The organism is Chryseosolibacter indicum (assembly GCF_018598585.1).
Classification (GTDB): Bacteria; Bacteroidota; Bacteroidia; order Cytophagales; family Cyclobacteriaceae; genus Chryseosolibacter; species Chryseosolibacter indicus.
In genome coordinates this window covers 18,646-44,822 of record NZ_JAHESD010000012.1, presented here as the reverse complement: position 1 = coordinate 44,822, position 26,177 = coordinate 18,646, and the positions used below count along the sequence as shown (strand labels likewise).

Here is a 26,177-nt window from a genome sequence, read left to right as displayed (position 1 = left end):
AGTCAGGTCGTTTCTTGTGTTTTTAAATGAGAATAATATTGCTGTAGGTGTAAGGTTGAGAACTATGTTGGAAACCTTAAATAACAAGTTTTATAACTCGCTCATGCGAATATTAGGAAAGGTTTAGGAATTTATGACATTGAATTCTGTTTCTCATAAAGAAAAAACATCTTTGCCTTCAATTTGATGTCACGTATTGATGAAGAACTTCCAGGATTAATAATGAAGCAGCTATTGCTTGGTGTCTTATTGCTTTTTTCGTTTGTCGTTCACGCCCAGCCCGTTGCTGTTATAAATGAGTCTATCGACGAGCATAATTTCATGCCCTATGAGTTATCATTTCTTGTTGACTCAACAAATAATTTACAATTCGACGACTTGCATAAGCCTGAAATGTCGGAGCGTTTTAAACAACATAGTGATTATCAGAATAAAGATTTTAAAACGAATGCTTCGTACTGGATAAAGCTTCCTGTACAAATTACTTCAGAAACAAGTAAAGTTTGGCTCTTCGAATTCTACGATCAAACCATCGATCACATCGAGGCTTATGTTCCGCAGGCAGATGGCTCTTACAAAAAAATAATCATGGGAGATAGTCATCCTTTCTCAAAAAGGATGTTCATGCACAAGAACTTTGAAGTGATGTTGAATTCGAACCTAGATTCTTCAACGGTTTACTATTTCAAAATAAAATCTCACACTTTTGCTGATATCAGGGTTGCCCTTCGCTCGGTTAACCGGTTTGTTTACTATTCTCTCAATGAATACTTTCTCTTCGGTACGTTCTATGGGATGATTCTTATCATCAGCCTGTATAACTTCTTGATTTTTGTTGCCATCCGTGAAATCAAGAACATTTTCTATATCATGTACATTCTAAGCGTAGCTGCCTATGCCATGAGTTATGATGGAATCGGGTTTCAATATCTATGGCCCAACCACCCGGAATGGAATAAATATGCAGTCGGTATTACGCTGTACTCTGTTATTCTTTGGGGGCTGATCTTTACAAGGAGGTTCTTAAGCACCCGCACTAATTATCCTAAGCTTGATAAAGCGTTGGTGATAATGATTGTTGCACGATCTGCGTTTTTTGTTGTTGAGCTTTTTGCGTTTCCTGATCTTTTAACTTTTCGAAACATAGAGATCATTCCGCTTTCTTTGATATTTTATACAGGTATAACGGTTTGGAGGAGAGGTTACAGGCCCGCTCGTTTCTTTGTTATAGCTTACGGTATTCTTTTCAGTGGATTCTTCATTCGTACCCTTGTTTATTTTAATATACTTCCGTTTACCACACTTTCACATTACAGTTTGCATTTCAGTTTTGTTCTTGAGATGCTCTTCCTAACCTTCGCATTGGGAGACAGAATACGGATTCTTAAAAACATGCGTGACAGGGCGCTAAAAAGGATTATCTATCAGCATGAGGAGAATGTAAAACTGAAAGATCAGGTAAACAGGGAACTTGAACAAAAGGTACAGGAGAGAACACTCGAGCTCAACCAGAAAAATAAAGAGCTTGAGGAGATGAATAAAAAGCTCGAGCAGCAGTCGAGGGAAATAAACGAGATCAATTCTATTCTTGACCTTGATAACTGGAAGCTTAAGAACAGCATAAAAGAGGTATTAAATGAAAGGCTGCTTGAGAAGACGATGGACTATAAGCAGTTCCGAACTTTATATCCTGATAGTTTAGCTTGTTATCGTTTTTTGGAAAATCTTAAATGGGAAAAAGGCTTTTCTTGCCGCAAATGTAGCAATGAGAAGTATTTCAGTGGTACGCAAAAGTTCGCCCGCCGTTGTACCAAATGTGGTTATAATGAATCAATTACTGCTTATACCATTTTTCACAGCCTTAAATTTCAAATAGAAAAAGGCTTTTATATCGCATACCTCACCGTTACAGCCAAAAAAGATTACACCTTAGAATCCCTTTCCGAGCAATTGGAGTTAAGAACCAATACCGTTTGGAGTTTCAAACATAAGGTTCAGGACCGGATTGCAGAACTGGAAAAACGGGGAAAGAAGCCCCATGCCTCTGGTTGGGAAGAGGTAATCATGATAACCGAAAGCACCGGTAAGAGTTCTTCGAAACGCACCAAAGACCTGCCAGAAGAAGTCTTGTAAATTTTCAATGTTTTTTTTCTGAAAAGCAATATTGTATTTAACCCATAAAAGTGGGCTATTTCGATTGTAATCAATGTTTTTTTAACGTGAAAAACATGGCGTAAAGTTGCTTTTATCACCGCTCGTTTGGAGTGATTTTTTTAATATTCTCTACCGAAAACCATTTCGGTTTATAAAAATTGCTGCATAAAAGGGAATTAACCTAAACAAACAAACGCATAATTCTTATGAGAAAAGCTTTACGACTTGTAGTGCTTCTTCTGTTTGTTAGCTCAATAACGTGGGCTCAAACACAAGCAGTCACCGGAAAAGTGACCTCGAGCGACGATGGAATGCCGCTTCCCGGGGTAAACGTAGTGGTTCAAGGAACTAATAGAGGGACAACTACAGATGCTGAAGGAAATTATACGCTGCAAATAGGAGCAGATGATAAATCCTTAGTATTCACTTTTGTTGGATTTAGGACTTTTACAACTCCAATTAATGGCAGAACTACTATTGATATTGCTATGGAATCCGATATAACTTCACTAGACGAAGTTGTTGTAATCGGTTACGGTGAAGCTAGAAAGTCAGATTTAACAGGTGCCGTGGCACAGGTTAAAGGAGAAGATTTAGTGCGCGTACCATCCGCTACGGCTGGTGAAGCATTACAAGGTAGAGTAGCCGGTGTTCAAGTAACAACTAACGGAGCTCCGGGAAGTGCTCCCACGATTCGCGTTCGTGGTTTAGGTTCCGTGAGTTCAAGAACAGAACCATTGTATGTAGTTGATGGGGTATTAACGGATGATATTACATTTCTAGGAAGCACAGATATTGAATCAATAAATGTTTTAAAAGATGCTTCAGCCTCGGCCATTTACGGAATTAGAGCCAGTGGGGGTGTAGTAATTATAACTACGAAACGGGGTAATAAGGAACAACCAAGAATTACCTATAATGGATTTGCTGGTTTTCAGAAGGCAATCAATAAGGTTGAAATGGCTTCAGGGCCAGAATACATTCAATTGTTAAATGAAAAAGACGCTATTGCTGCAAGTCGCAATAATGGGACAATAACTCCTCGAGATCCCGCCAATTTCCCAGCGTCAACAAATTGGTATAGTCAAATATTGAGGGAAACTCCCCTTATTCAAAGTCACGATATTACAGTAGCTGGAGGAACTGAAGCGACGCAGTTTTCTCTTGGAGGTAGTTATTTTAGTCAAAAAGGTTTGGCGTCAAAAACTGATTACGAGAGAATTAATATTCGCTCCTCAGTTGAATCACAAGTTGCAAAATTTCTTAAGATTGGGATCAACGCTAATCTTTCTAATAGTAACCAAAATAATGCTCCAGCTAATCTTTTCAATGCAGCATATATAGCGCCTCCTGCAATACCGGTTAAATTGAGCGATGGCAGTTACGCTTCACCTCAGGCGTTTGGAGATTTTCCTAATCCAGCTGCATCGCAGGAGTATTATCACGATTTAACAAAAGGTATCAGGTTAGTAGGAGGAGTTTTCGCTGATGTTAATCTTTTTAAAGGACTTACATTCAGAACTTATTATGGTGCAGACGGTAATTTTAATCAAAACAGAAAGTATATTCCTTACTACTTTGTTTCAACAACACAGCGTGATACCACCCGAACTTTAACACGCAAGATTGAAAACTACTTTACGTATTATTGGGATAATACTCTAACATATAAGTTCAATATCAATGAGCAACACAATTTTACTGTGTTAGCGGGTATGAACGCGAGTGAACAAAGATTCACAATGCTAGAAGGAAGAAGACAAGGGGTACAAGATTTCGGAGAGAATACATGGTATCTTAATAGAGGATCGCAAACAGGCCAGTTTAGCGACGATGCAGGAAACCGCTATGCGTCACTATCTTATTTTGGTCGATTACTATATAATTTTAATGAACGCTATTTATTGACTGCAACCTTAAGAAGAGATGAGTCGTCTCTTTTTCCTAAGGATAACCGGGCCGCATATTTTCCATCAGTTGGACTTGGGTGGGTATTGTCAAGTGAGCAATTTATGGCCGACCAAAACATCTTTCAATTTTTGAAATTAAGAGGAAGCTGGGGGAGAATGGGAAATGCTAATATTCCTCCTGCACAATTTATACAAGAAACAACGACGGGAGGAAAATATGGAGTCTTATTTCCTGGTGGAAGCGAAGCGCAGCAGGGAGCTAGCATAACTACTTTCAGGGTCAGCAATTTATTCTGGGAATTTACTGAAGAAGTTGATGTCGCTTTAGAAGGTGAAGTTTTGGAAAGTAAGCTGTCCTTTGAATTGGATTTCTACAGGCGTATTACAAAAGATGCTATATTTTCAGTAACTACTAATGGAGCGCTAGGCGCTACAAATACTGATTATTTGGCTAATAATGCAGATATAGTTAATAAAGGAATTGAAGCTTCGCTAACATGGAGAGATCAAATTGCGGATTTCAAGTACAGCGTTAGTGGTGTCTATGCTTATAATCATAATGAAGTTTCTTCCTTGGCTCCTGGTACTTTAGGAATATACGCAGGTAATATTAACGTTACACCCACTACTTATACGATAGCAGGTCACAGTATTGGTGAATTTTACGGAAGACAAGTAGTTGGGATATTCCAGAATCAAACAGAAATAGATTCTTATGTTAACGGTGAAGGCACTAAGATCCAACCTAATGCCAAACCTGGGGACTTTAAATTTTTGGACGCTAACAACGATGGTACTATAAACGACAAGGATAGAGTATTTTTGGGTAGCGCAATTCCTAAATATAATTTTGGTATAACATTAACAGGGGGGGTTAAAGGATTTGATCTTGCATTAGATTTATATGCTCAAGGAGGTAATAAGATATATAATGCAAGAAGATATCGTCAGTTGGGCAATGAGAATTACGACAAAAACTTTTATGATAATCGTTGGCATGGAGAAGGGACGTCTTATGATTATCCATCAGCAGATCTTTCTAATAATGAAAACAAACAAGCAAATTCCTGGTATTTGGAATCTGGAAATTTTTTCAAAATTCGTAATGTACAAGTAGGTTATACAATTCCAAGTTCTGTTACTTCTCGTATTGGAGTGAGTAAAATTAGAGTTTATGCGAATGCGGCTAATCCCTTAGTGGTATTTAAATATAATGGCTTTAGTCCAGAAATACCTACACCATCAGCTCGTTTTAACAATTTGAGTGACGTAGATCTGAATACGACTAGCCAGGGAGTTGATACAAATGTATACCCTATTGCAGCAACTTATAACTTCGGCGTTAATATTAGTTTATAAGCTTATATAATAATAAGAAATGAAAAAGCATTCTAATAAATTTATGGCGATACTGCTCACTACGGTGATGCTGTTTTCATGTAACGATTATCTGGATTTTGAACCAGAGAATACACTTCCAGGTGAAGAGTTTTTTGTTAACCCCGAACAAGCCGAACAGTCTATTGTGGCCATTTACGGTTACATGCGTGCATGGGAGATGGTAGGCTTTGCACCAATGATATTACAGGAAATTACTACTGATAATACAGTTAAAGGAAGTAGCTTGGGGGATGCTGCATACATTAATGATTTCAATTTTTTTAACTATACACCGGATTTATTTGTTATTAATGATTATTGGACGGGACGATACAGAGGAATTAATTTAGCTAATCAAGCCCTGTCTAATATTCCTAAAATTACAATGGATGAAAGCAGGAAAGCTCGGTTAATAGCTGAAGCAAAATTTGCTCGAGCATTATTTTACTTTGATTTAGTGCGAGCATTTGGTGACATCTCTCTTCCAACAACAGTAGAAAACACTTTCGAAGAATCATTACTACGTAGGCCTAAAGCCGAGGCGTACGCTTTAATTATACAAGATTTAAAAGATGCAATAGCGGTTCTTCCTCCTCAGTATGGTCCTGGCGAAATTGGAAGAGCAACTGTATGGTCAGCACGAGGATTGTTAGCAAAGGTTTATTTGTATCAAGAGCAATGGGATCTTGTGCTTGAGCAAACATCTGCAATAATTAGCTCAGGTCAATTCGGTCTTCTAGAGGACTTTTACCAAGTATTTAGAATAGAAAATGAAAATAGTGTAGAATCTATTTTTGAAATACAGGCACAGGCAGTTGCAGGAAACGCAGATTTAAGCAATAGCCAATATTCACAAGTGCAAGGCGTGCGCGGAACTAACGGTTTTGGTTGGGGATTTAATATTCCTACAGATGATCTTGCTAATGCATTTGATGCTGCAGGCGATACGGAAAGAAAAAATGCTACCCTTTTGTATAAGGGAGTAACAACACCTGACGGAGATCGTATCGAAGGTGTTGGTGAAAATGAGCTTGAAGGTATTACTGGATTACCCAGATACAATGGGAAATCTTATGTTCCTAGAAAGCATCAAATCGCCGGTGTAACGGAAGGAAGTGAGCAGAACATACGAGTACTTCGCTATTCTGAAGTTCTCTTAATTGACGCTGAAGCCAAAGTCAGCAAAGGAGATGTTGGGGGCGCTGCTACTTCGCTAAATGAAGTTCGTAAACGTGCAAGTCTAAGTGAGATTACGTCTCCTACATTACAAGATATATGGAATGAACGAAGACTAGAGCTAGCATTAGAAAATGATCGGTTTTTTGACCTTGTGAGAACAGGGCAGGCCCCGGCCGTTTTAGGACCTTTAGGATTTGTCGCAGGAAAGCATGAAGTTTTTCCAATACCACAACGTGCAATTGACGCTAACCGAGAAACAATGACACAAAATTTCGGTTACTAAACATAGTTCATAATTGGGGTTAGTTTGGGTTAAGGAGGTTTCTGGAAACGGAAGCCTCTTTCCTTACTTAGATGGCAATGATTAATACCAAGTTTACATAAATGAAAATGATATGAAATTGTATCAATATATACTGGTACTTCTTTTAACGCCCTTGCTCTTCTCCTGCTCACCAGGAAAAGAAACATCAAGTACAACGACGTTACCAGATACAGCAAAAACAATAACGGATGATTCCCTGCTAACATTGGTAGAATACAGAACCTTCCAGTATTTCTGGGATGGAGCAGAGCCAACTTCCGGCGCAGTGCGCGAGCGTATCCATACTGACAATGTCTATCCTGAAAATGATAAGAATATTGTGACGTCGGGAGGAACAGGGTTTGGTGTAATGGCTATCCTTGTTGGTATTGAAAGAAATTTTATTACCCGTCAACAAGGGCTTGAAAGACTCAATAAAATAGTAAGCTTTCTTGAGAAGGCAGATCGTTTTCACGGCGTGTGGCCGCATTGGTGGAATGGTGAAACAGGTAAAGTAAAGCCTTTTAGTCCTAATGACGATGGAGGTGATCTAGTAGAAACATCTTTCCTTGCTCAAGGCCTCTTGTGTGTTCGCCAGTATTTTAAAGATGGAAATGAAGAAGAAAAGAATTTAGCGTCAAGAATTGATAAGCTTTGGAAGGAAATAGAATTTGATTGGCATACACAAGGTGGAAAGAACGTTTTGTATTGGCATTGGTCTCCTAACCATGCCTGGAAAATGAACTTTGCAGTAGAGGGATACAACGAATGTTTGATCATGTATGTGCTTGCTGCAGCTTCTCCTACGCATGGTGTACCTGCTGAAGTATATCATCAGGGTTGGGCTAGAAATGGTGGTATTAAGAATAACCCCTCACATCAACAGTATGGGATGCATCTCGACCTGAAACACAATGGTGCAGAGCAATTTGGCGGACCTCTCTTTTGGTCGCATTATTCTTTCCTGGGATTAGATCCTCGTAGACTCAAGGACAAGTATGCGGACTATTGGCAGCACAACAAAAATCATACATTGATCAATCGCCAGTATTGCCTTGAAAATCCAAAGAACTACAAAGGATATGGAGAAAACAGTTGGGGTTTAACAGCAAGCTATTCTGTTAACTTTTATGCTGCACATAGTCCCACCGAAGACCATGGAGTTATTTCTCCAACAGCGGCAATTTCATCTATTCCTTATACACCAGAACAATCAATGGAAGTGATAAGACACTTATACAAAGACCTTGGTGATAAAGTTTTAGGTGAATACGGGTTTTATGATGCCTTTAGCGAACATTATAATTGGTATTCAAATAAGTATTTAGCCATTGATCAAGGTCCTGAAGTAGTAATGATTGAGAACTACAGAACAGGACTGTTGTGGAATTTATTTATGTCAGCACCTGAAGTACAATCTGGTTTGGACAAGTTGGGATTTACTTATAAATAGTAACAGGAGAATTATAAACTAATCGTATGAAACAAACTTTAATCATTTTTATCATACTTATTTCATTCTGTACTTCTTTTGCTCAAAAGAAGAAAGGCGCTGCGCCAGCTCAGCCTAAGGACATGAACACATTTGTCAATCAGTTGATGGGCCAGATGACACTAGAAGAAAAGATTGGACAGCTTAATCTTGTCTCTGTTGGGTTTGATGTAACAGGGCCTATCGTAAGCAAGAATGTAGAGGAGAAAATTCAAAAAGGACTTGTAGGAGGTGTGTTTAATACATTTACTCCTGTTGCTGTTAGAAAACTTCAACAAATGGCGGTTGAAAAAACACGACTAAAAATCCCTTTGTTATTTGGCTATGATGTCATCCATGGACATAGAACAATCTTTCCAATTCCATTGGGGCTTTCTGCTAGCTGGGATCTTCAGGCCATTGAAAGAAGCGCACGCATTGCTGGCGATGAAGCAAGCGCTGATGGTTTGAACTGGGTTTATTCTCCAATGGTAGATATATCACGCGATCCGCGTTGGGGCCGCATCGCAGAAAGTGCTGGCGAAGATCCTTTTTATGGTGCCCGTGTGGCAGAAGCAATGGTTAGAGGATATCAGGGTAATGATCTTACGCTCGCCAATACCGTAATGGCTTGTGTAAAGCACTTCGCGTTGTATGGTGCCGCACAGGCTGGCCGTGATTACCACACAGTAGACATGAGTGAACGCACCATGCGTCAGGAGTATCTTGTTCCCTATAAGGCAGCTATTGATGCAGGTTCTGGTTCTGTGATGTCATCGTTCAATGACATTAACGGTATTCCTGCAGCAGCAAATCAATGGTTGTTAACCGATGTATTGAGAAAGCAATGGGGCTTCACAGGTTTGGTTGCAACAGACTACACAGCTTTAAATGAACTGGTGCCGCATGGTATTGCCGCAGATGAGAAAGAGGCCGCCGAGCTTGCATTAAAGGCAGGTAACGATATGGATATGGTAGGAGAGGTATTCCTTAATAATTTGCCGCAATTAGTTAAAGAGGGTAAGGTAACAGAGTCACAAATAAATGATGCGTGTAAAAGAGTGCTTGAAGCAAAGTTTAAATTAGGACTTTTTGATGACCCTTATCGTTATGTTGATAATCAACGTGCTTCTCAAACATTGATGAAGAAAGAATACCGCGATGCAGCGAGAGATATTGCGCGCAGAAGCATGGTGTTGTTAAAGAACACGAACAACGCATTACCATTAAAAAAGACGGGCTCAATTGCTTTGGTCGGTCCTTTAGCAAAGAGTCAGCGGGATATGATTGGAAACTGGAGTGGCGCCGGTGATTGGAAGAAGGCAGTGAGTGTTGAGCAAGGTATTCGAAACGCAGTAGGTAATTCAGTGAAAATAAATTATGCTAAAGGCGCAAACATCACTGATGACGAGGTGCTTGTTAAACGCTTAAATGCGCACGGGGGAGATCTTGATATAGATACAAGATCTTCTGAGCAAATGATACAGGAGGCTGTTGACGTAGCCAAAGGTTCTGATGTTGTTGTTGCTGTTGTAGGAGAGTCGCAAGGTATGACAGGTGAAGCTGCAAGCCGTGCAGAACTTAATATTCCGGGTAAACAACTCGATCTTTTAAAGGCGTTGAAACAAACAGGTAAGCCTCTTGTAATTGTTCTGATGAGCGGAAGACCTTTGGCTATTTCATGGGAAGATGAAAATGCAGATGCAATACTTGAAACATGGTTTGCCGGAACAGAGGCAGGTAATGCAATAGCAGATGTACTTTTTGGTGCTTACAACCCCTCAGGAAAGATTACAGCTACGTTCCCTCGTGAAGTAGGTCAGGTTCCTATTTACTACAGCATGAAAAACACAGGGCGTCCTTATGGAGGAGAAATGCTCGATAAGTACAAGTCTCGTTACCTTGATGTACCAAATGATCCGCTTTATCCTTTTGGTTTTGGTCTTAGCTATACAACATTTGAATATAGCGAGCCCAAGCTTAACAGTTCAGAGATATCAACGTCTGATAAACTTACAGTAACATGCACTGTGACTAACAAAGGCAGTGTAGATGGGGAGGAAGTAGTTCAATTGTATGTAAGAGACATTTCAGGAAGTGTTACTAGACCTGTAAAAGAACTGAAAGGCTTTCAGAAAATATTACTAAAAGCTGGGGAGTCTAGAGATGTCACTTTTACACTTACCAATAGCGATTTATCCTTTTACAGAAAAGATATGTCTTTCGGATCGGAACCAGGAAAGTTTACAGTTTTTGTTGGTGGCAATTCTAGGGATGTAAAGCACGCTGATTTTAACTTAAAATAGAAACTTAACAAAAGAATGGGTGAAAAGCCAGAAGGGCTTTTCACCTTATTTTAAAAACTCTTTGACAAGCTGTTCCCATTCTTCCTGTAAGGATATCTTGCAAACAGGTTTACCCGCGCGGCTGTACCAATACGATGCATTTCCCAAGTCACCTTCTTTTCGATGAAGGTAGGCATGTATCAACGAGCCTTCCCGTGTATGAATATCCTGTGCAATGTCATGAGATGCATTCCAATCTTCCTTCCCATCATACCATAGTGCTTTTAATACATCAGATAAACCTTCTGGGGGCATGCTTTCCTTTAGTGATGAGGTAAATTCAGAATATGTCATAACATTTATTTTCTATCGGAAGTCAAATAAACCTAATTGTTAATATCGTTTTGTAATGAACTCAATAAATCTAAAATTATTTGAGTTTTTAAGTAACACTTTAAGCCAAATCCTTTAAATATTAAAGCTTCAAACAAAAGTAATCTGCGTGTATCTTCGGCTCAACCAAGAATCATTACAACTTAGTTACGGAAAACGTTTGAAATGCCGCCGGAATTTCCAATATTAGAGTACTACTTATCCCATTCCTATGAACTACTTTAATGATCCAGAACGCATTCCCGAAAGTTATGGCGTAAGAATCGCCATTGGTTTGATCTTCTACTTTCTTGTCATGCAAATGATAGGGTTGTCTCATCAGGTCGAGCTTCGCTTGTTAAACCTTTTAATTCTTGTTGCGGGTGTTTATGCTGCCCTGAAGAGGTTTAAGAAGACTCATGAAGATCGGCTAAATTATTTTAGGGCACTTATTACCGGAGTAGCTACTGGCGCAATAGGAAGTTTGATATTCGCGCTATTCCTTTTTGCCTATGTCCAGTTAGATGCAAGTCTCATGGAATCTATTCGTGTAAATGAGCCAATGGGCAGATACCTGAATCCATATATGGTATCCTTCATTGTAGCGCTTGAAGGCTTGTTCTCAGGTCTGCTGGTTACATTCATTTTGATTAACTACGTTCATACCGATGAAGTAAACGTTCCTCAGGGATAAACAAAGAAATACACTTGCCCAAATCCAGTATGCCATCTGATTTATTTCGGATGGCATACTTTTTTTGAAATAAGGGGAAAAAATAATTGGGTTATGAATATTTGGAATCGTGCGACTAGAATACCCGAGATCTACGGAACGATAATCGCTCTGGGTCTTATTGTTTATTTCTTTATAATGTATGCAGCTGGTTTGGTTAATGTAATTGCCCTGCGATTTCTAAACCTGGCTATTGTGATGGCAGGCGTTTACTTTGCGCTGAAACAATTTAAGCGTACACACAATGGTAAGCTTGATTATTTCAATGCATTAGTTATAGGATGTTCAACAGTTCTTGTAGGCGTTGCTACGTTTACTGTCTTTCTGTTCGTGTATTTGAACCTTGATAAAAACCTGATGAGCTCTCTTGCAGAGAACCAACCATTAGGCTACTATCTCGATCCATACATTGCTTCAGCAGCAGTGTTCTTTGAGGGAGTATTTTCAAATGCATTGTTGGTTTATCTCTTTGCTAACTTCTTAGCAACAGATACTCCTGCTGTAGACAGAGTGGCTGATAAACTGCCGGAAAAAGTAGAGCCTATGAGAGGCCATCAAATGCCACAAAGAACTTAAGGGTTTTTCATCCAGACAACTTTCTGCTCTGAGTTATGCGATTGTCCTAATATGGATCCGTATAGCTCAGGGCGTCTTGCTTTTATATACCTGTTTCCTCCTGCCTGTATAAGTTTTTCTTTTGTTAACGTTGCTGAAACCATGTCGTTATCAAGTGCCCGACATTCAGCAATAACATCTCCGAACGGATCAACTATCATTGAACAACCATTCTTTAACTGATCATCATCCATTCCAATAGGATTTGAGAAGACTACATAAATAGCATTATCATAAGCTCTTGCTGGCAGCCATTTCATAAGCCATGCTCTTCCTTTTAGTCCGTCAAATTCAACTCTAAGTGACGTAGGATCATTAACGCGGTTATACCATAGTTTCGGATCTACAAAGCCTGCTCCTGGTCTTGTAGAAGGCGTACACATTGTTACATGAGGCATAAAGATAACCTCCGCTCCGAGCAGTCGGGTAGCCCTTACATTTTCTATAATATTATTGTCGTAACAGATCAGGATGCCGCATTTCCACCCATTAATTTCAAATACTGTATACTTATTTCCCGGGGTAATGTGAGGATTAATAAACGGATGGATTTTTCTGTGATTGGCAATCAGTCCATCTTTGCCAACACATACATAAGCCTTATAAATTTTATCCTCCCTATCTTTTTCGAATAGACCGGCCAGAACAACAATATTGTAAGTAGCAGCTATTTTCTGAAGCGCTCGTATGCTTTCTCCTTCAGGAATAAATTCAGACAGTTCCAGCATTTGCTCCTTTGTAAGATGTCGGGCAAAAGTATAACCGGTTATAGAACATTCATGGAAAGCCACCGCATGCGCTCCTTGCTCCGAGGCCTTCGCAGCATATTCTCTGATAATGGCCAAATTATAAGCTTTGTCATCACTTCTGTTTTCAAATTGTACCGTGCTGATCTTTATATTATCCATACCTTTTCTTTGAAACTTAACAGTTTAACATTAGCGATAGTTGATGAAGGTACAAAATCTTTATTTTTGAGGACTTTAAACAGACTTATGCGATACGGAAAAATTAATAAGGATCTATTTGTAAACAACCGCAAAAACTTAGTAGGTAAGCTGAAGTCAAACTCAGTTGTCGTTCTTAACGCCAATGACGTAATGCCCACCAATTCTGATGGCACCATGCGCTTCCGCCAAAATTCTGACCTCTTCTATCTTTCAGGGGTCGACCAGGAGGAAACTATCCTTGTTCTTTGTCCCGATTTTCCTGAAAAGAAATACCACGAAGTGCTCTTCCTTCGCGAAACAAATGAACATATCGCAACCTGGGAAGGACATAAACTAACCAAAGAAGAGGCACGCGCAGCCACAGGAATTGAAACCGTATTATGGCTGTCAGAATTCCCTAAGCTATTTAATACCATGATGGTAATGGGTAACGTAGAGCACGTATACCTGAACACAAATGACCACTACCGTGCTGATCCTTCCGTAGAAAGCCGAGATGCCAGGTTCATTAAATTCTGCCAGCAAAAATATCCGCTTCATAAGTACGAAAGACTGGCGCCCATCTTACATGATCTCAGAAGTGTTAAATCTCAGTTTGAAATAGATCTCATGCAGAAAGCATGTGACATTACTGAAAAGGCATTTAGAAGAGTTTTGAAATTTGTAAAGCCCGGTGTAAAAGAATACGAAATCGAAGCAGAGTATGCTCATGAATTTTTAAGAAATGGATCGCGTGGTTTTGCTTATGAACCTATCATTGCTTCAGGTAGCGACTCATGTGTTCTCCATTACATTGAAAATAAAAAAGAATGTAAAGATGGCGACGTCCTTTTGTTGGATGTAGGTGCGGAGTTTGCAAACTATAACGCAGACCTCACGCGTACCATACCAGTAAACGGTAGATTTACACAACGGCAAAAAGATGTATATAATGCTGTGTTGCGAGTACATCGTGCAGCGATGCAGATGTTAAAACCAGGGGTAATTTATTACGATTATCACAAGGAGATTCAAAAGTTAATAGAAGCAGAGCTAGTTAACTTGAAACTCCTTGACAGAGAAGATATAAAAAAGCAGAATCCTGATAAGCCTTTGTTCTTTAAGTATTACATGCACGGAACATCCCACATGCTTGGTCTTGATGTACACGATGTAGGAAGCATGTATCAGAAAATGAAAGCCGGAATGGTATGGACAATAGAGCCTGGAATTTACATTAAAGAAGAAGGCCTTGGCGTGAGAATAGAAAACAACGTAGTAATAACTGAAAATGGTGTGCATGATCTGATGAAGAATATTCCAATTGAAGTTGAGGAAATCGAAGAGATCATGAATTCTAAATAATGAAGAAGTTATCCCTATTGATTTGTTTGTTTGTTGTAGCCTCGGTGGCTAGCGGTCACGAATTCTGGCTGCAGCCAGAGAGGTTCTTTTATTCACCTGGCGACCAACTTAAAGTAGCGTTTAGAGTAGGAGAGAACTTCATGGGTGAGCCATGGAATTTAGCCAGACACAGAATTGATAGGTTAGAGATTCATCAGAATAACAAGGTAAAGAATGTACTTAAACAGGTTACACCAGGTGAGCATGGTGTATTAGAAGAATCGCCATTGGTTGAAGGAACGGCTATGATTGTAATGCAAAGCAACAAAGCATTCAGTGTTCTTGAGGGCGAGAAATTTAATAGCTATCTCCAGGAAGACGGTTTGGATGATGCGTATTATCACAGGGAGAAAAATAATCTTTTAGAAGATAGTGCCAGGGAGTTCTACTCGCGTTACAGCAAACTTCTCGTTCAGGTCGGCGAAAGGCGAGATGATACGTATGCCAAAGTGGTTGGACTTCCAATTGAGATTATTCCGTTGCAAAATCCTTACAATCTTAAAGTGGGTTCTCCCATATCCTATAAAATACTTTTTAAAGACAGACCATTATTTGGTGCAAAGGTTAGGGTATGGAACAGGTATAACAATCGCACAACGGTGCAAAACATTTATTCTCAACAAGACGGTACAATTGAAGCAAGAATTACTAATCCCGGTGCCTGGATGGTTAGTGTAGTTGTTATAGAACCTTCAAAAGATCCAAAGGCAGACTGGGAAAGTTATTGGGGTAGTTTAGTTTTTGGAGTAAAATAAAATATGGAAGACAGAATAAATGCTGATAAAGCGCCTGAGCCAGTAGGGCTTTACCCCCATGCAAGAAAGGTGGGCAATCTTCTTTTCCTATCGGGAGTTGGTCCACGTAAGCGTGGCTCTAAAGAAATTCCTGGAGTAACATTGGATGAAGAAGGGAACATTACTTCTTACAACATTGAAGAGCAATGTCATAGTGTTTTTCAAAATGTGCGACATATTCTTGAAGCTTCAGGATCGCGTTGGGAGAACCTTGTCGATGTAACGGTATTTCTAACTAACATGAAAAACGATTTCCCTGTATACAATAAAATTTACGCAGAGTACTTCAAGGAAAACCAACCCTGCCGTACAACAGTAGAAGTTAATGCACTACCAACGCCTATTGCCATAGAGATGAAGTGTATTGCCACAATCTGAACAAAATCAAATCGAAATTCGTAATTTTATACAAAGCTGATTGATTATGGATGTATTTGTATTAAAAGACAGTGTTACCGGCAGCATGACGGATGAGGAGTTCTTCAGATTTTGTTCAGAAAATCCGCAATTGCGTATTGAAAGAAATAGCAGCCAACAGATAATAATTATGTCTCCTACAACCTCTCTAACAGGAAAATACAACACTGAAATTTTAAGGCAGCTTTCTAATTGGAATATTCAACAAAAAGCAGGTGAGGTGTTTGATTCTTCTACAGGTTTTACACTACCCGATAATTCAGTTTACTCCCCAGACGCTTCTTGGGTGAGTAAGGATAAGTGGCACAACTTATCAGAGGATGAGAAAAATAGATTTGCTCCCATATGTCCTGAATTTATAATAGAGGTAAAATCTAAGACTGATCATTTGCCCGACCTTAAAGCGAAGATGAAAGCATGGCTAAAAAATGGCGCCTTGTTAGGATGGTTGATCGATCCTGTTGAAGAGATTGTATATGTGTTTAAACCAGATGTTAAAGAGGAAATAAAAATTGAAGGGTTTGATCAGAAAGTGTTAGGCGAAGGTCCCGTAGATGGCTTTGTATTGGATCTTACCCTATTAAAATAAAAGGCACCTTTGCAGGTGCCTTTATAAACTAGTCTTATCTCTCTATCTTCGTGTTAAACTGAAAAACTTTCACCGCAACCACATGTTCTTGTTGCATTCGGATTGATAAACTGAAAACCTTTTCCATTCAAACCATCTGAAAAATCAAGCGTTGTTCCCAATAGGTAAAGTAAGCTCTTCTTATCCACCAGTATTTTAACACCTTTGTCTTCAAATACCTGGTCAGCAGGATTGATCTTATCGTCAAAACCGAGATCATACATTAAACCAGAACAACCACCACCTTTTACAGAAACCCTGATGTTGTGGTTATCAGAATGGTTTTCTTCCTTTCTTAATTCAACAATCCGCTGTTTTGCTTTGTCAGTTACACTTATCATATCCTTATAACAATAATTTTATGAAATTGGATTCAATACTACGCTAAAAACTGTGATGGTATTCATATCCCTGCCGTAATATAATTTCTGCAGGGCATCCATAATGTTGCCGGCTTTAAAATACGAAGTGTGAAGCTCCGTTTCGTTTTTTGCAACCCACTGAATAGTATAAGAATTCTCTTTTTCCTTATAATTCTGAACGTACTCCAGCATTTTCTTCAACGCATCTACCTTATCAGTAGCAGTTACCGTGTGAAATAAAAATGCCTGGTTATGCCGCGGATTAATGGTAATCAAATCCAGCTTCACCTTCCCGTCTACGTTTGAATACTCAAAAACAAGGTCAGAAGTACGTAAACCTAAGTGATCTTTGATTTCTTGCTGGATCCGCGCAGCCTCTACGTGCATTTCGCTAATTGTTTCAATCATGGTATGAAAGTTCCAATAAAACTTTTGATTATCTTAAAAAGTTTCTTTTTTGATCTTCAAAGTTAACCAATTATGGACAAACTCGAGCATATAGGTATTGCTGTTAAAAATATGGACCAGGCAAACAAGTTATTTGCCGGACTGTTAGGAACTGATCATTACAAAGTTGAAGAAGTTGAATCAGAAGGGGTTCGTACAGCTTTTTTCAATATTTCAGGAGTAAAAATAGAGCTTCTTGAGGCCACCAGGCCCGATTCTCCAATAGCTAAATTCATAGAAAAAAAGGGTGAAGGCATTCACCACCTTGCTTTTGAGGTAACTGATATCAAAAAATGCATGTCCGATTACCAGAACAAGGGCTTCGAGCTCATTAATAAAGAGCCAAAAAAAGGAGCTGATAACAAAATGATCTGTTTTCTGCATCCAAAATCAACAAACGGTGTGCTTATAGAGCTGTGCGAAGAGATTAAAAGAGAAAGCTAGCAAAGCCATTTTGCAAAGAAAAAAGGACTGGTATAACTATACACAGTCCTTTGTTTTAAACCCCACTAGCAAAAATCTAAACAATGACTAAATCAGAAAGATTTTTTCATTGTGCTGGCGCTTTTTCCGCCAAACTGAATATCGTTGTAATATTTTTGTTTACGTTTGCCTTCTGCAGTTTTGTAGTAGGGCTTTGAGCCACTACAGGCACCAAAAACTATTGATGTTATAACTAAAATTCCCACTACCTTTTTCATAACCAGCTGTTTGTTTATGCATATATACAGCTGCTTATTGAATAATTATAATCTTTATATGTGTTAATCTTACTTTTGCGGATGAGTGGTATTTAAAGCCGCTAAGTGCTGATTATTAATAAACCATTATGAGCGAAAAACGACACGAGATAGACGAATTGGGCGAGTTTGGCCTGATAAACAGAATAACCAAAAATTTTACCTTAACTAATTCAACCTCTCTTACAGGTATCGGTGATGATGCTGCGGTAATAGCAGCAGGTAACGATAATTTATTAGTTTCAACGGATATGTTGATTGAAGGAATTCATTTTGATCTTTCCTACGTTCCCTTACAACATCTTGGTTACAAAGCCATTGCGGTAAATGTGTCGGACATAGCTGCTATGAATGGAAAGGCTGAACAGGTCACTGTAAGTCTAGCCTTAAGCAACAGATTTTCATTGGAAGCAGTAGAAACGCTATACAACGGCATTAAAGCAGCTTGCGAAAACTATAAAGTGGATTTAATCGGAGGTGATACTACTTCTTCTGTATCAGGTCTCGTAATTTCTGTTACGGTTATTGGTCGCGCTCCCGCTGAAAAAATCGCTTATCGTTCTGGGGCAAAGGCAAACGATATTATATGCGTTACCGGCGATTTGGGGGCAGCATTTCTTGGCTTACAGGTGCTGGAACGTGAAAAGCAGGTATTTCTTGCAGATCCTAACATGCAGCCAAACATCGAAAAATATAATTATCTGGTAGGGCGCCAGTTAAAACCAGAAGCAAGAACAGACATTGTTTTTGATCTCGAAGATGCTAAAGTTATTCCAACATCTATGATTGATGTTTCTGATGGTCTTGCATCCGAGCTTCTTCACCTTTCAAATCATTCAGGGGTGGGCGTTAGAATTTATGAAGACAAAGTTCCTGTAGACCACCAGGCTTATGAAACTGCTATTGAATTTAACCTCGATCCTGTAACCTGTGCGCTCAATGGCGGGGAGGATTATGAGCTATTATTTACAATACGTAAAGAAGATCAGGAGAAAATCAATAAACATCCGGATATTCATATGATCGGCTATATGCACGACCGTAAGAGTGAGAACGTGATGATCACCAAGCAAAATAATTTTGTTCCGTTAAAAGCGCAGGGCTGGAACCACTTTAAAGAGAACTAAGTGAAATAGAATTAATCTTCAGGATAAGGAATGAAAACAAAATTTGTGAATTCCTTATCCACTACAAATAAACAGCAGAACTCGTCCGGATCTTTATAGGCTGCCTTAAATTCCTCGTCTTCTTTGATCAACTCTCTTTGAGAAAATTCATCAAGATAAGAAGCATAGTAGTTCCATTCCATATTCAATATTTTTCTATCAAGCAGCAACTGCCCGATGGGCTGCTCTTCTTTACATACCGGAAAAATCGGATACGCAGAAAAGCCACGTTTTCTGATCTGGTAACTCGCTTCTTTCAGGGTGTCAGATACCTTAACAAAATCACGTGAAATTGTGCCAAGATATTTGCCGTTTAATTCTGGGTCGTTATGCATAAGTAGTCGAAAATGCAATATTAATAATCAATACCAATAGTAGGCTTGTCAGAGCATTATTAATAGAATCATTCCCAACTGTATGCGTCTTGCCGAAGTCGCTCTATTTAAAACTAGCTGTAGTAGTCATCCAGCATGCCTTTTTTACAAAAGTCGGCAAATACTCCGCAGTTGATACGCGGCAAATTTTAATATTTTTAGGATCCATTCAGCCCATCTAGCCTCCCATATCAGGGTAATAAGCTTCAAAATATACGATGCCAGCGCTATGCCAGCACCATGTGTGCGAGATGTCTGCGAGAAACTCGCTCCTTTTACGCACGCATCCTGTACGCATACCGCACGCACGGTGCTGGCAGGATTCATTGACGAGCCATACCTCAGCATTACAGCATGCCAATAGTGACAATCTCACCGCGTTAATTGATAGTAAAAAGGTGGAAATAATCTTTAGGCATTCACCGCAAACGAAACAACTCCCTTTAAAGGCGGCTACTGAAGATGTTTAAGAAAACTAGTTGGCTTTATAATTCTCCCTTAGCCATTCCTTTGCGTGGGCAACAAGAAGCGGAAAAAACATTTCGAACTGAGCATGAAAGTAATCATAGTGCTCCTCAAGTTCACCAACGGCCTCATCCATTCTCGATCTGAATTTAGTGCGATTGGCCATTCCGGATAAAGTACGTGCAACACCTTCAACCTTGGCATAATTCAAAAGCCAGTTTCCTCTTATCATATAAGGCAGCATATACTTGACATCCACAGGTAGTACATCATTATAACTTTGGATGGTATTGTAAACATCAGAAGCGAAATTAGTTAAAGGTGCAGAATGGTAATGATGCCAGTTCTTCGCTAGAAAGTGATCAAAGAAAACATCAACGATTACACCGCTGTAATGATTGTACTTCTCGCGTAGCTTTACCTTCGTTTCCCTCACTATTGCATGGGTATCAGTAAAAGAATCAATTGTTCGGTGAAGTTCTATACCCTTAACAATAGGCGCGTCAAATAAAGCAAGTTGTTGTTTCCCTTTTACAAAGTCAGCGATGAAGTTTCCTACCAGAATCTCTTTATTACCCCCAGACAAATACGCATGCGCCAGAAAATTCATGTTGATAAATGTATTGGTTATTTGCCATTTAGTTGTTAGGTTATGTACATATTTCAGCAACTTTAATTACTTTCAATTCATGCAGCCACTGGCACATTTAAAACTCCTCGTTCAACTAGCAAAAGTTGATGGTAAAGTTGCTGAACGAGAAAAAAACTTTATCATTAACCTTGGTCGTGCCAATGGCATCTATCCAGATCAAATAATTCCTGTTTTCGAACAGGAAGAGGAAATTGCCATTCCGGTTAACCTTGATGCCAATGCTAAATTTCAATGCCTTTACGACCTGGTGCAGTTAATGAAGATTGATGAACGCATGTATCAGGAAGAAATTCGCTTCTGCGCAGATATTGCAACCCGGCTCGGGTATAAGAAAGAAGTGATGTTCGATCTTCTTCTTCGTGTTAAAACCTTTATGAGCGAAAGTGAACTCATCAATCTGAAAAGAATAACCGAAAATTTTCTAAAGAATTAATATGATAAGAAGTCTACTGTTTTTGATTAGTTGCTTGACTATTTTGAACACCTATGCCCAGCGCACACTCATTCATTGTGGCAACCTCCTTGATGGCAAAGGAAATAATACACAACCTCAAATGACCATTGTGGTAGAAGGTAACAAAATCATATCTGTTGAAAGAGGCTTTACAAAACAATCAGGTAATGATGTAGTCATTGATCTTTCAACAAAAACCGTAATGCCCGGCTTCATTGATATGCACGTGCATTTGGAGGGAGAAACAAACAAAGATCAGAATATTCAACGCTTCACTTTCAATGATGCAGATATTGCATTCCGGTCGACCTTATATGCAAAAAAGACACTAATGGCAGGCTTTACAACAGTGCGGGATCTTGGCGGTTCTGGTGTTAACATTTCATTGCGTAATGCTGTAAACCAGGGGATAGTGATCGGTCCACGTATAATAACCGCGGGGAAGTCGATAGCAACAACGGGGGGGCACGCGGACCCTACCAATGGCTATCGGAAAGATCTTATGGGTGATCCCGGTCCCAAAGAAGGTGTCATAAACTCGCCCGAGGAGGCAAGACAAGCTGTACGACAGCGCTATAAAGACGGTTCTGATATGATCAAAATTACCGCGACCGGCGGCGTACTCAGTATCGCTAAAGATGGCTCTGGCCCTCAGTTTACAGATGAAGAACTAAAAGCCATAATTGAAACTGCAAAAGATTATGGAATGCACACTGCCGCGCATGCCCATGGTATGGAGGGTATGAAAAGGGCTGTGCTTGCGGGAATCACAACCATTGAACACGGTACCAAGATGACGGATGAGATTATGGACCTGATGAAGCAAAAAGGCACCTTTTATGTACCAACCATTTCTGCAGGCAAGTTCGTAGCCGAACAGGCCAAAGTACCGGGATACTACCATCCATTGGTAGTTCCAAAAGCGCTTGAAATAGGCCCACAGATTCAGCAGACAGTAGCAAAAGCATATAAAAGGGGTGTAAAGATTGCCTTCGGTACCGATGCCGGGGTATTCCCACATGGTGATAACGCCAAGGAATTTGCCTATATGGTAGAAGCGGGTATTCCACCCATTGAGGCAATAAAGGCGGCAACCGTTACAAATGCCGGAATATTGGGAATGGCAGACAGAATTGGTACGATTGCAGCCGGAAAGCTGGCTGATATAGTAGCTTCAGATGAAAATCCGCTTACTAACATTAAAACGCTCGAAAAGGTAAGCTTTGTTATGAAGGATGGCGTAGTTTATAAAAATTAGGCATAGTCTATTGTTAGCGTTCCCGGAGGGAAATCCATCTGTCACGTAAGTAATGCGGTTGCAAATGCGTCATACTACTTTCTATGACTAATTTTTTAAGACCGCATTGCTTAATCAATCTATAATCCGCTAATAATTCCTACTTTTGTAGTTCACATTTTGAGGAATTCAGCCGGGTATGGAAAACATCCGTAATTTTTGTATAATCGCTCATATTGACCATGGTAAAAGCACGCTTGCTGACCGTTTACTGGAATTTACCGGTACGCTTTCACAGCGTCAGATGCAGGCACAGGTACTCGACAATATGGACCTGGAGCGTGAAAAGGGCATAACGATCAAGGCCCATGCCATCCAGATGAACTATAAGCTGGATGGAAAAGAATATGTTTTAAATCTTATTGATACTCCCGGCCACGTCGATTTCTCTTACGAAGTATCCCGTTCAATAGCGGCCTGCGAAGGTGCCTTATTGATTGTTGATGCTAGCCAGGGCATTGAAGCACAGACAATCTCCAACCTTTACCTGGCTCTTGAGCATAATCTTGAGATCATCCCGGTAATGAACAAGATCGATCTTCCGCATGCTATGCCTGAAGAGGTAACAGAGGAGATCGTTGATCTGATTGGATGTAAACCAGAAGATGTAATCCGTGCCAGCGCAAAAGAAGGCATCGGTATAGAAGATATTTTAAAGGCAGTAGTCCATCGCGTTAAGCCGCCAAAAGGAGATCCGAAAGCACCGCTGCAGGCCATGATCTTTGACTCTGTATTTAATTCTTTTCGAGGTATAGAAGTATACTTCCGCGTATTTAACGGTACTATAAAAAAAGGTGAGAAGATTAAGTTTGTAAGTACAGGTCAGGAATATAATGCGGATGAAATTGGTATTCTGAGACTTGATAAACAAGCTACAAATGAGATCAGTGCCGGCAATGTAGGGTATCTTATTTCGGGCATTAAAGTAGCGAAAGAAGTTCACGTAGGTGATACCATTACAAGTGCACTCAATCCTGGCGAATCGTTACGCGGATTCCAGGAAGTTAAGCCAATGGTATTTGCAGGTATCTATCCTGTAGATACAACTGAGTTTGAAGAACTTCGTGCATCTATGGAGAAACTTCAGCTTAATGATGCATCCCTTGTCTGGGAACTTGAAACTTCCGCTGCATTGGGCTTTGGCTTTCGATGCGGTTTCTTGGGTATGCTCCATATGGAGATTATTCAGGAACGATTAGAGCGGGAGTTTAACATGACGGTAATTACAACCGTTCCTTCCGTTCAGTTCAAAGCGCACTTAACCGATGGGTCTACCATTGAGATTAATGCACCTTCAGAGATGCCTGATCCAACAACAATGGATAGCATTGAAGAGCCTTATATCAAAGCGCAGATAATAAGCAAGACAGAATACATTGGTCCTATTATTAATCTCTGTATTGAGAAACGCGGGCAGATAAAAAATCAAAATTACCTTACTACGGATCGGGTGGAGATGACATTTGAAATGCCTCTTTCTGAGATCGTGTTTGACTTCTTTGATAAGCTGAAGAGTATCTCCCGTGGATATGCGTCACTTGATTATCACCTTATTGGTTTCCGTGAGTCTGATATGGTGAAACTTGATGTGATGCTTAATGGTGAAAAAGTTGATGCATTAAGCGCGATCGTTCATAGAGGTAAAGCACAAGAGTGGGGCAGAAAGTTGTGTGAGAAATTAAAAGAGCTGATACCACGTCACATGTTCGAAGTTGCTATCCAGGCTGCCATTGGGCAAAAGATTGTGGCGCGTGAAACTATTAGTGCCATCCGTAAAAATGTATTGGCAAAGTGTTATGGTGGTGATATCTCTCGTAAGCGCAAACTGTTGGAGAAACAGAAAAAGGGTAAGAAAAGAATGCGCCAGATAGGAACCGTAGAAGTTCCTCAGGAAGCCTTCATGGCAGTTTTAAAAATTGAATAATACTGTTCCATATAACATGGTTGAAACTACAACGTACACGCTTATAGATGGTCGTAAAGTATCATCAGACATTAAAGACGAAATCTCTCAGAAGGTTGCACTGCGAAAACAGCAGGGTAAGAAAATTCCTCACCTCGCTATTATACTCGTAGGTGATGATGGTGCAAGTCAGACTTACGTCGATAATAAAGTGAAAGCGTGTAAGAGCGTTGGCTTTCATTATACCATGATGCGTTTCGCTGATACCATCAGTGAAGAAAAGTTAATGAAGCACATCGATCATGTTAATAACGATGACGATGTTGACGGTTTCATTGTTCAGCTTCCGCTGCCAGATCATATCTCTGTTGAAAGAATAACAGAAAAGATCCGGTCCGATAAAGATGTTGATGGCTTTACCAATCATAACTTTGGAAGCATAATCTCAAAAAATCCGTTGCTTATGCCTGCAACACCTTTTGGTGTATTGGAATTGCTGAGAAGATATAATATCGAAACAGAAGGCAAACACGCAGTAGTAGTAGGTGCTAGCCGAATCACTGGAGCACCGCTTAGTATGATGCTTGCAGAGCAAGGCCATGCTACAGTTACTATCTGCCATAAGTATACCAATGACCTCGCGTCTTACACCCGCCTTGCAGATATCCTATTGGTTGCTGTAGGAAAGCCAGGGCTTATCACTGAAGATATGGTTAAAGAAGGAGCAGTGGTAATTGATATCGGAACAACAAGAGTTGAAGGACCACAGTATGCAAAAGGCTGGGCCATCAAAGGCGACGTTGATTTTAAGAACGTTTCTAAGAAAGTGTCATATATAACACCGGTGCCAGGCGGTGTAGGCCCTATGACAATTGCTTCCTTGCTACTGAACACCCTCAAAGCCACCGAATCGCGGAACCCTTGAGAATGCAGTAGTGTTAGACAGTTGAGGTATTTTGATGTTATTACTATTTAACAATGGCAGCTTTTGAGTAGTTGGCAGTTAACAAAAACTTGGTTATGATTATGTATTAGAAGTAATCTTATAACTATTGCCTAATGCCTAATACCCAATGCCTAACGCCAATCAATTAATGACTATTTCCGAATTCCAAATGTCAAACACGCCCATCGACGTAAAGGTAGATATGCTTCCAGTAATGGAACATTTTTATACCATTCAGGGTGAAGGACATTATCAGGGGTATGCGGCTTACTTTATTCGACTTGGAGGTTGTGATGTAGGTTGCGTATGGTGTGATGTAAAAGAATCATGGGATGCATCACTACATCCACAGTTGTCTGTTGATGAGATAACCAGTAATGTATTAGCAAGCAACACAGAAATAGCAGTAATTACAGGAGGCGAGCCTGCTATGCATAATCTTAGTCGACTAACGGAGTCGCTGAAAGCACTGGGATCAAGAACGCACATAGAAACATCAGGAGTATATGAACTTAGTGGCACGTGGGATTGGATTTGTTTCTCACCAAAGAAATTCAAACAACCCCATGCTTCTGTTTACAAACAGGCCAATGAGTTGAAGGTAATCATCTATAATAAGAGCGATTTCGCCTGGGCCGAAGAGCATGCTTCAAAAACTTCTACCGACTGTATTCTCTTCTTACAGCCCGAATGGTCGAAAGAAAAGGAAATGCTTCCGCTGATTATCGATTACATTAAAGCTAATCCTAAATGGAAGCTCTCCCTGCAAATTCATAAGTATATGAATATCCCTTAG

General features: G+C 39.8%; 25 protein-coding genes. 18 read left to right on the top strand and 7 right to left on the bottom strand.

Annotation, left to right across the window (positions count from 1 at the left end; genetic code table 11):
• The first annotated feature begins 186 nt into the window (after positions 1-186).
• The 5 genes from KK060_RS07690 to bglX all read left to right on the top strand — a co-directional run bounded on the left by KK060_RS07690 (position 187) and on the right by bglX (position 10,704).
• On the top strand, positions 187-2,133 hold the full coding sequence (locus KK060_RS07690; RefSeq protein ID WP_254153125.1) for a 7TM diverse intracellular signaling domain-containing protein: 1,947 nt from the start codon (positions 187-189) through the stop codon (positions 2,131-2,133).
• A 227-nt stretch (positions 2,134-2,360) separates the two neighbouring features.
• Positions 2,361-5,423, top strand: coding sequence for a SusC/RagA family TonB-linked outer membrane protein (locus KK060_RS07685; protein ID WP_254153124.1), 3,063 nt, complete (start codon positions 2,361-2,363; stop codon positions 5,421-5,423).
• Between the two features lie 19 nt (positions 5,424-5,442).
• The gene (locus KK060_RS07680; RefSeq protein ID WP_254153123.1) at positions 5,443-6,906 is read left to right on the top strand and encodes a RagB/SusD family nutrient uptake outer membrane protein; all 1,464 of its coding nucleotides are present in this window, start codon (positions 5,443-5,445) and stop codon (positions 6,904-6,906) included.
• A 112-nt stretch (positions 6,907-7,018) separates the two neighbouring features.
• Positions 7,019-8,380, top strand: coding sequence for a glucoamylase family protein (locus KK060_RS07675; protein WP_254153122.1), 1,362 nt, complete (start codon positions 7,019-7,021; stop codon positions 8,378-8,380).
• A gap of 26 nt (positions 8,381-8,406) precedes the next feature.
• A complete protein-coding gene (gene bglX, locus KK060_RS07670; RefSeq protein ID WP_254153121.1) occupies positions 8,407-10,704 on the top strand; it encodes a beta-glucosidase BglX in 2,298 nt (765 codons plus the stop codon).
• Between the two features lie 45 nt (positions 10,705-10,749).
• Here bglX and KK060_RS07665 read toward each other — a convergent pair whose 3' ends face one another.
• Complete coding sequence (locus KK060_RS07665; protein WP_254153120.1) at positions 10,750-11,037, bottom strand: hypothetical protein; 288 nt, start codon at positions 11,035-11,037, stop codon at positions 10,750-10,752.
• Positions 11,038-11,287: 250 nt separating this feature from the next.
• Between KK060_RS07665 and KK060_RS07660 the strand changes: the two genes are divergently transcribed.
• Together KK060_RS07660 and KK060_RS07655 are read left to right on the top strand one after the other, a co-directional pair.
• Positions 11,288-11,749, top strand: a complete 462-nt coding sequence (locus KK060_RS07660; RefSeq protein WP_254153119.1) for a DUF4199 domain-containing protein — start codon at positions 11,288-11,290, stop codon at positions 11,747-11,749.
• A 93-nt stretch (positions 11,750-11,842) separates the two neighbouring features.
• Positions 11,843-12,364, top strand: a complete 522-nt coding sequence (locus tag KK060_RS07655) for a DUF4199 domain-containing protein (RefSeq protein WP_254153118.1) — start codon at positions 11,843-11,845, stop codon at positions 12,362-12,364.
• On the opposite strand, the gene KK060_RS07650 is transcribed toward KK060_RS07655, so the two are convergent.
• Entirely contained in the window at positions 12,361-13,311 is a 951-nt protein-coding gene (locus tag KK060_RS07650) for a nitrilase family protein (protein ID WP_254153117.1), read from the bottom strand. The genes KK060_RS07655 and KK060_RS07650 overlap by 4 nt on opposite strands.
• Positions 13,312-13,398: 87 nt before the next feature.
• Here KK060_RS07650 and KK060_RS07645 point away from each other — a divergent pair, with 87 nt between their 5' ends.
• Genes KK060_RS07645 through KK060_RS07630 form a run of 4 tightly spaced genes read left to right on the top strand, consistent with a single transcriptional unit; the run spans position 13,399 to position 16,536 of the window.
• Entirely contained in the window at positions 13,399-14,697 is a 1,299-nt protein-coding gene (locus KK060_RS07645) for an aminopeptidase P family protein (protein WP_254153116.1), read from the top strand.
• Positions 14,697-15,491: a DUF4198 domain-containing protein gene (locus KK060_RS07640; RefSeq protein WP_254153115.1), complete on the top strand. Its 795-nt coding sequence runs from the start codon at positions 14,697-14,699 to the stop codon at positions 15,489-15,491. Before KK060_RS07645 ends, KK060_RS07640 begins: the two co-directional genes overlap by 1 nt.
• Before the next feature lie 3 nt (positions 15,492-15,494).
• Entirely contained in the window at positions 15,495-15,908 is a 414-nt protein-coding gene (locus tag KK060_RS07635) for a RidA family protein (protein ID WP_254153114.1), read from the top strand.
• Between the two features lie 46 nt (positions 15,909-15,954).
• On the top strand, positions 15,955-16,536 hold the full coding sequence (locus KK060_RS07630; RefSeq protein WP_254153113.1) for a Uma2 family endonuclease: 582 nt from the start codon (positions 15,955-15,957) through the stop codon (positions 16,534-16,536).
• Between the two features lie 53 nt (positions 16,537-16,589).
• On the opposite strand, the gene KK060_RS07625 is transcribed toward KK060_RS07630, so the two are convergent.
• Together KK060_RS07625 and KK060_RS07620 are read right to left on the bottom strand one after the other, a co-directional pair.
• The gene (locus KK060_RS07625; protein ID WP_254153112.1) at positions 16,590-16,916 is read right to left on the bottom strand and encodes a HesB/IscA family protein; all 327 of its coding nucleotides are present in this window, start codon (positions 16,914-16,916) and stop codon (positions 16,590-16,592) included.
• Between the two features lie 18 nt (positions 16,917-16,934).
• Complete coding sequence (locus tag KK060_RS07620; protein WP_254153111.1) at positions 16,935-17,345, bottom strand: hypothetical protein; 411 nt, start codon at positions 17,343-17,345, stop codon at positions 16,935-16,937.
• Between the two features lie 72 nt (positions 17,346-17,417).
• Here KK060_RS07620 and mce point away from each other — a divergent pair, with 72 nt between their 5' ends.
• Positions 17,418-17,828, top strand: coding sequence for a methylmalonyl-CoA epimerase (mce, locus tag KK060_RS07615; RefSeq protein WP_254153110.1), 411 nt, complete (start codon positions 17,418-17,420; stop codon positions 17,826-17,828).
• Positions 17,829-17,920: 92 nt separating this feature from the next.
• Here the strand turns inward: mce and KK060_RS07610 are convergent, their stop codons facing one another.
• Complete coding sequence (locus tag KK060_RS07610) at positions 17,921-18,085, bottom strand: hypothetical protein (RefSeq protein ID WP_254153109.1); 165 nt, start codon at positions 18,083-18,085, stop codon at positions 17,921-17,923.
• A gap of 128 nt (positions 18,086-18,213) precedes the next feature.
• Between KK060_RS07610 and thiL the strand changes: the two genes are divergently transcribed.
• Positions 18,214-19,251 (top strand): thiamine-phosphate kinase, encoded by a 1,038-nt coding sequence (thiL, locus tag KK060_RS07605; protein ID WP_254153108.1) that lies wholly within the window; start codon positions 18,214-18,216, stop codon positions 19,249-19,251.
• 11 nt (positions 19,252-19,262) lie between these two features.
• On the opposite strand, the gene KK060_RS07600 is transcribed toward thiL, so the two are convergent.
• On the bottom strand, positions 19,263-19,625 hold the full coding sequence (locus KK060_RS07600; RefSeq protein WP_254153107.1) for a hypothetical protein: 363 nt from the start codon (positions 19,623-19,625) through the stop codon (positions 19,263-19,265).
• Between the two features lie 514 nt (positions 19,626-20,139).
• Positions 20,140-20,739 carry an acyl carrier protein phosphodiesterase gene (locus KK060_RS07595; protein ID WP_254153106.1) on the bottom strand — a complete coding sequence of 200 codons (600 nt, stop codon included), beginning with the start codon at positions 20,737-20,739 and terminating at the stop codon, positions 20,140-20,142.
• Between the two features lie 79 nt (positions 20,740-20,818).
• Here KK060_RS07595 and KK060_RS07590 point away from each other — a divergent pair, with 79 nt between their 5' ends.
• From KK060_RS07590 to KK060_RS07570, 5 genes are all read left to right on the top strand, one after another.
• Complete coding sequence (locus KK060_RS07590) at positions 20,819-21,214, top strand: tellurite resistance TerB family protein (RefSeq protein ID WP_254153105.1); 396 nt, start codon at positions 20,819-20,821, stop codon at positions 21,212-21,214.
• A gap of 1 nt (position 21,215) precedes the next feature.
• Positions 21,216-22,493: a metal-dependent hydrolase family protein gene (locus KK060_RS07585; RefSeq protein ID WP_254153104.1), complete on the top strand. Its 1,278-nt coding sequence runs from the start codon at positions 21,216-21,218 to the stop codon at positions 22,491-22,493.
• Between the two features lie 178 nt (positions 22,494-22,671).
• Positions 22,672-24,456, top strand: coding sequence for a translation elongation factor 4 (gene lepA, locus KK060_RS07580; protein ID WP_254153103.1), 1,785 nt, complete (start codon positions 22,672-22,674; stop codon positions 24,454-24,456).
• Positions 24,449-25,360, top strand: coding sequence for a bifunctional 5,10-methylenetetrahydrofolate dehydrogenase/5,10-methenyltetrahydrofolate cyclohydrolase (locus tag KK060_RS07575; protein WP_367397471.1), 912 nt, complete (start codon positions 24,449-24,451; stop codon positions 25,358-25,360). Before lepA ends, KK060_RS07575 begins: the two co-directional genes overlap by 8 nt.
• A gap of 169 nt (positions 25,361-25,529) precedes the next feature.
• A complete protein-coding gene (locus KK060_RS07570) occupies positions 25,530-26,177 on the top strand; it encodes a 7-carboxy-7-deazaguanine synthase QueE (RefSeq protein ID WP_254153102.1) in 648 nt (215 codons plus the stop codon).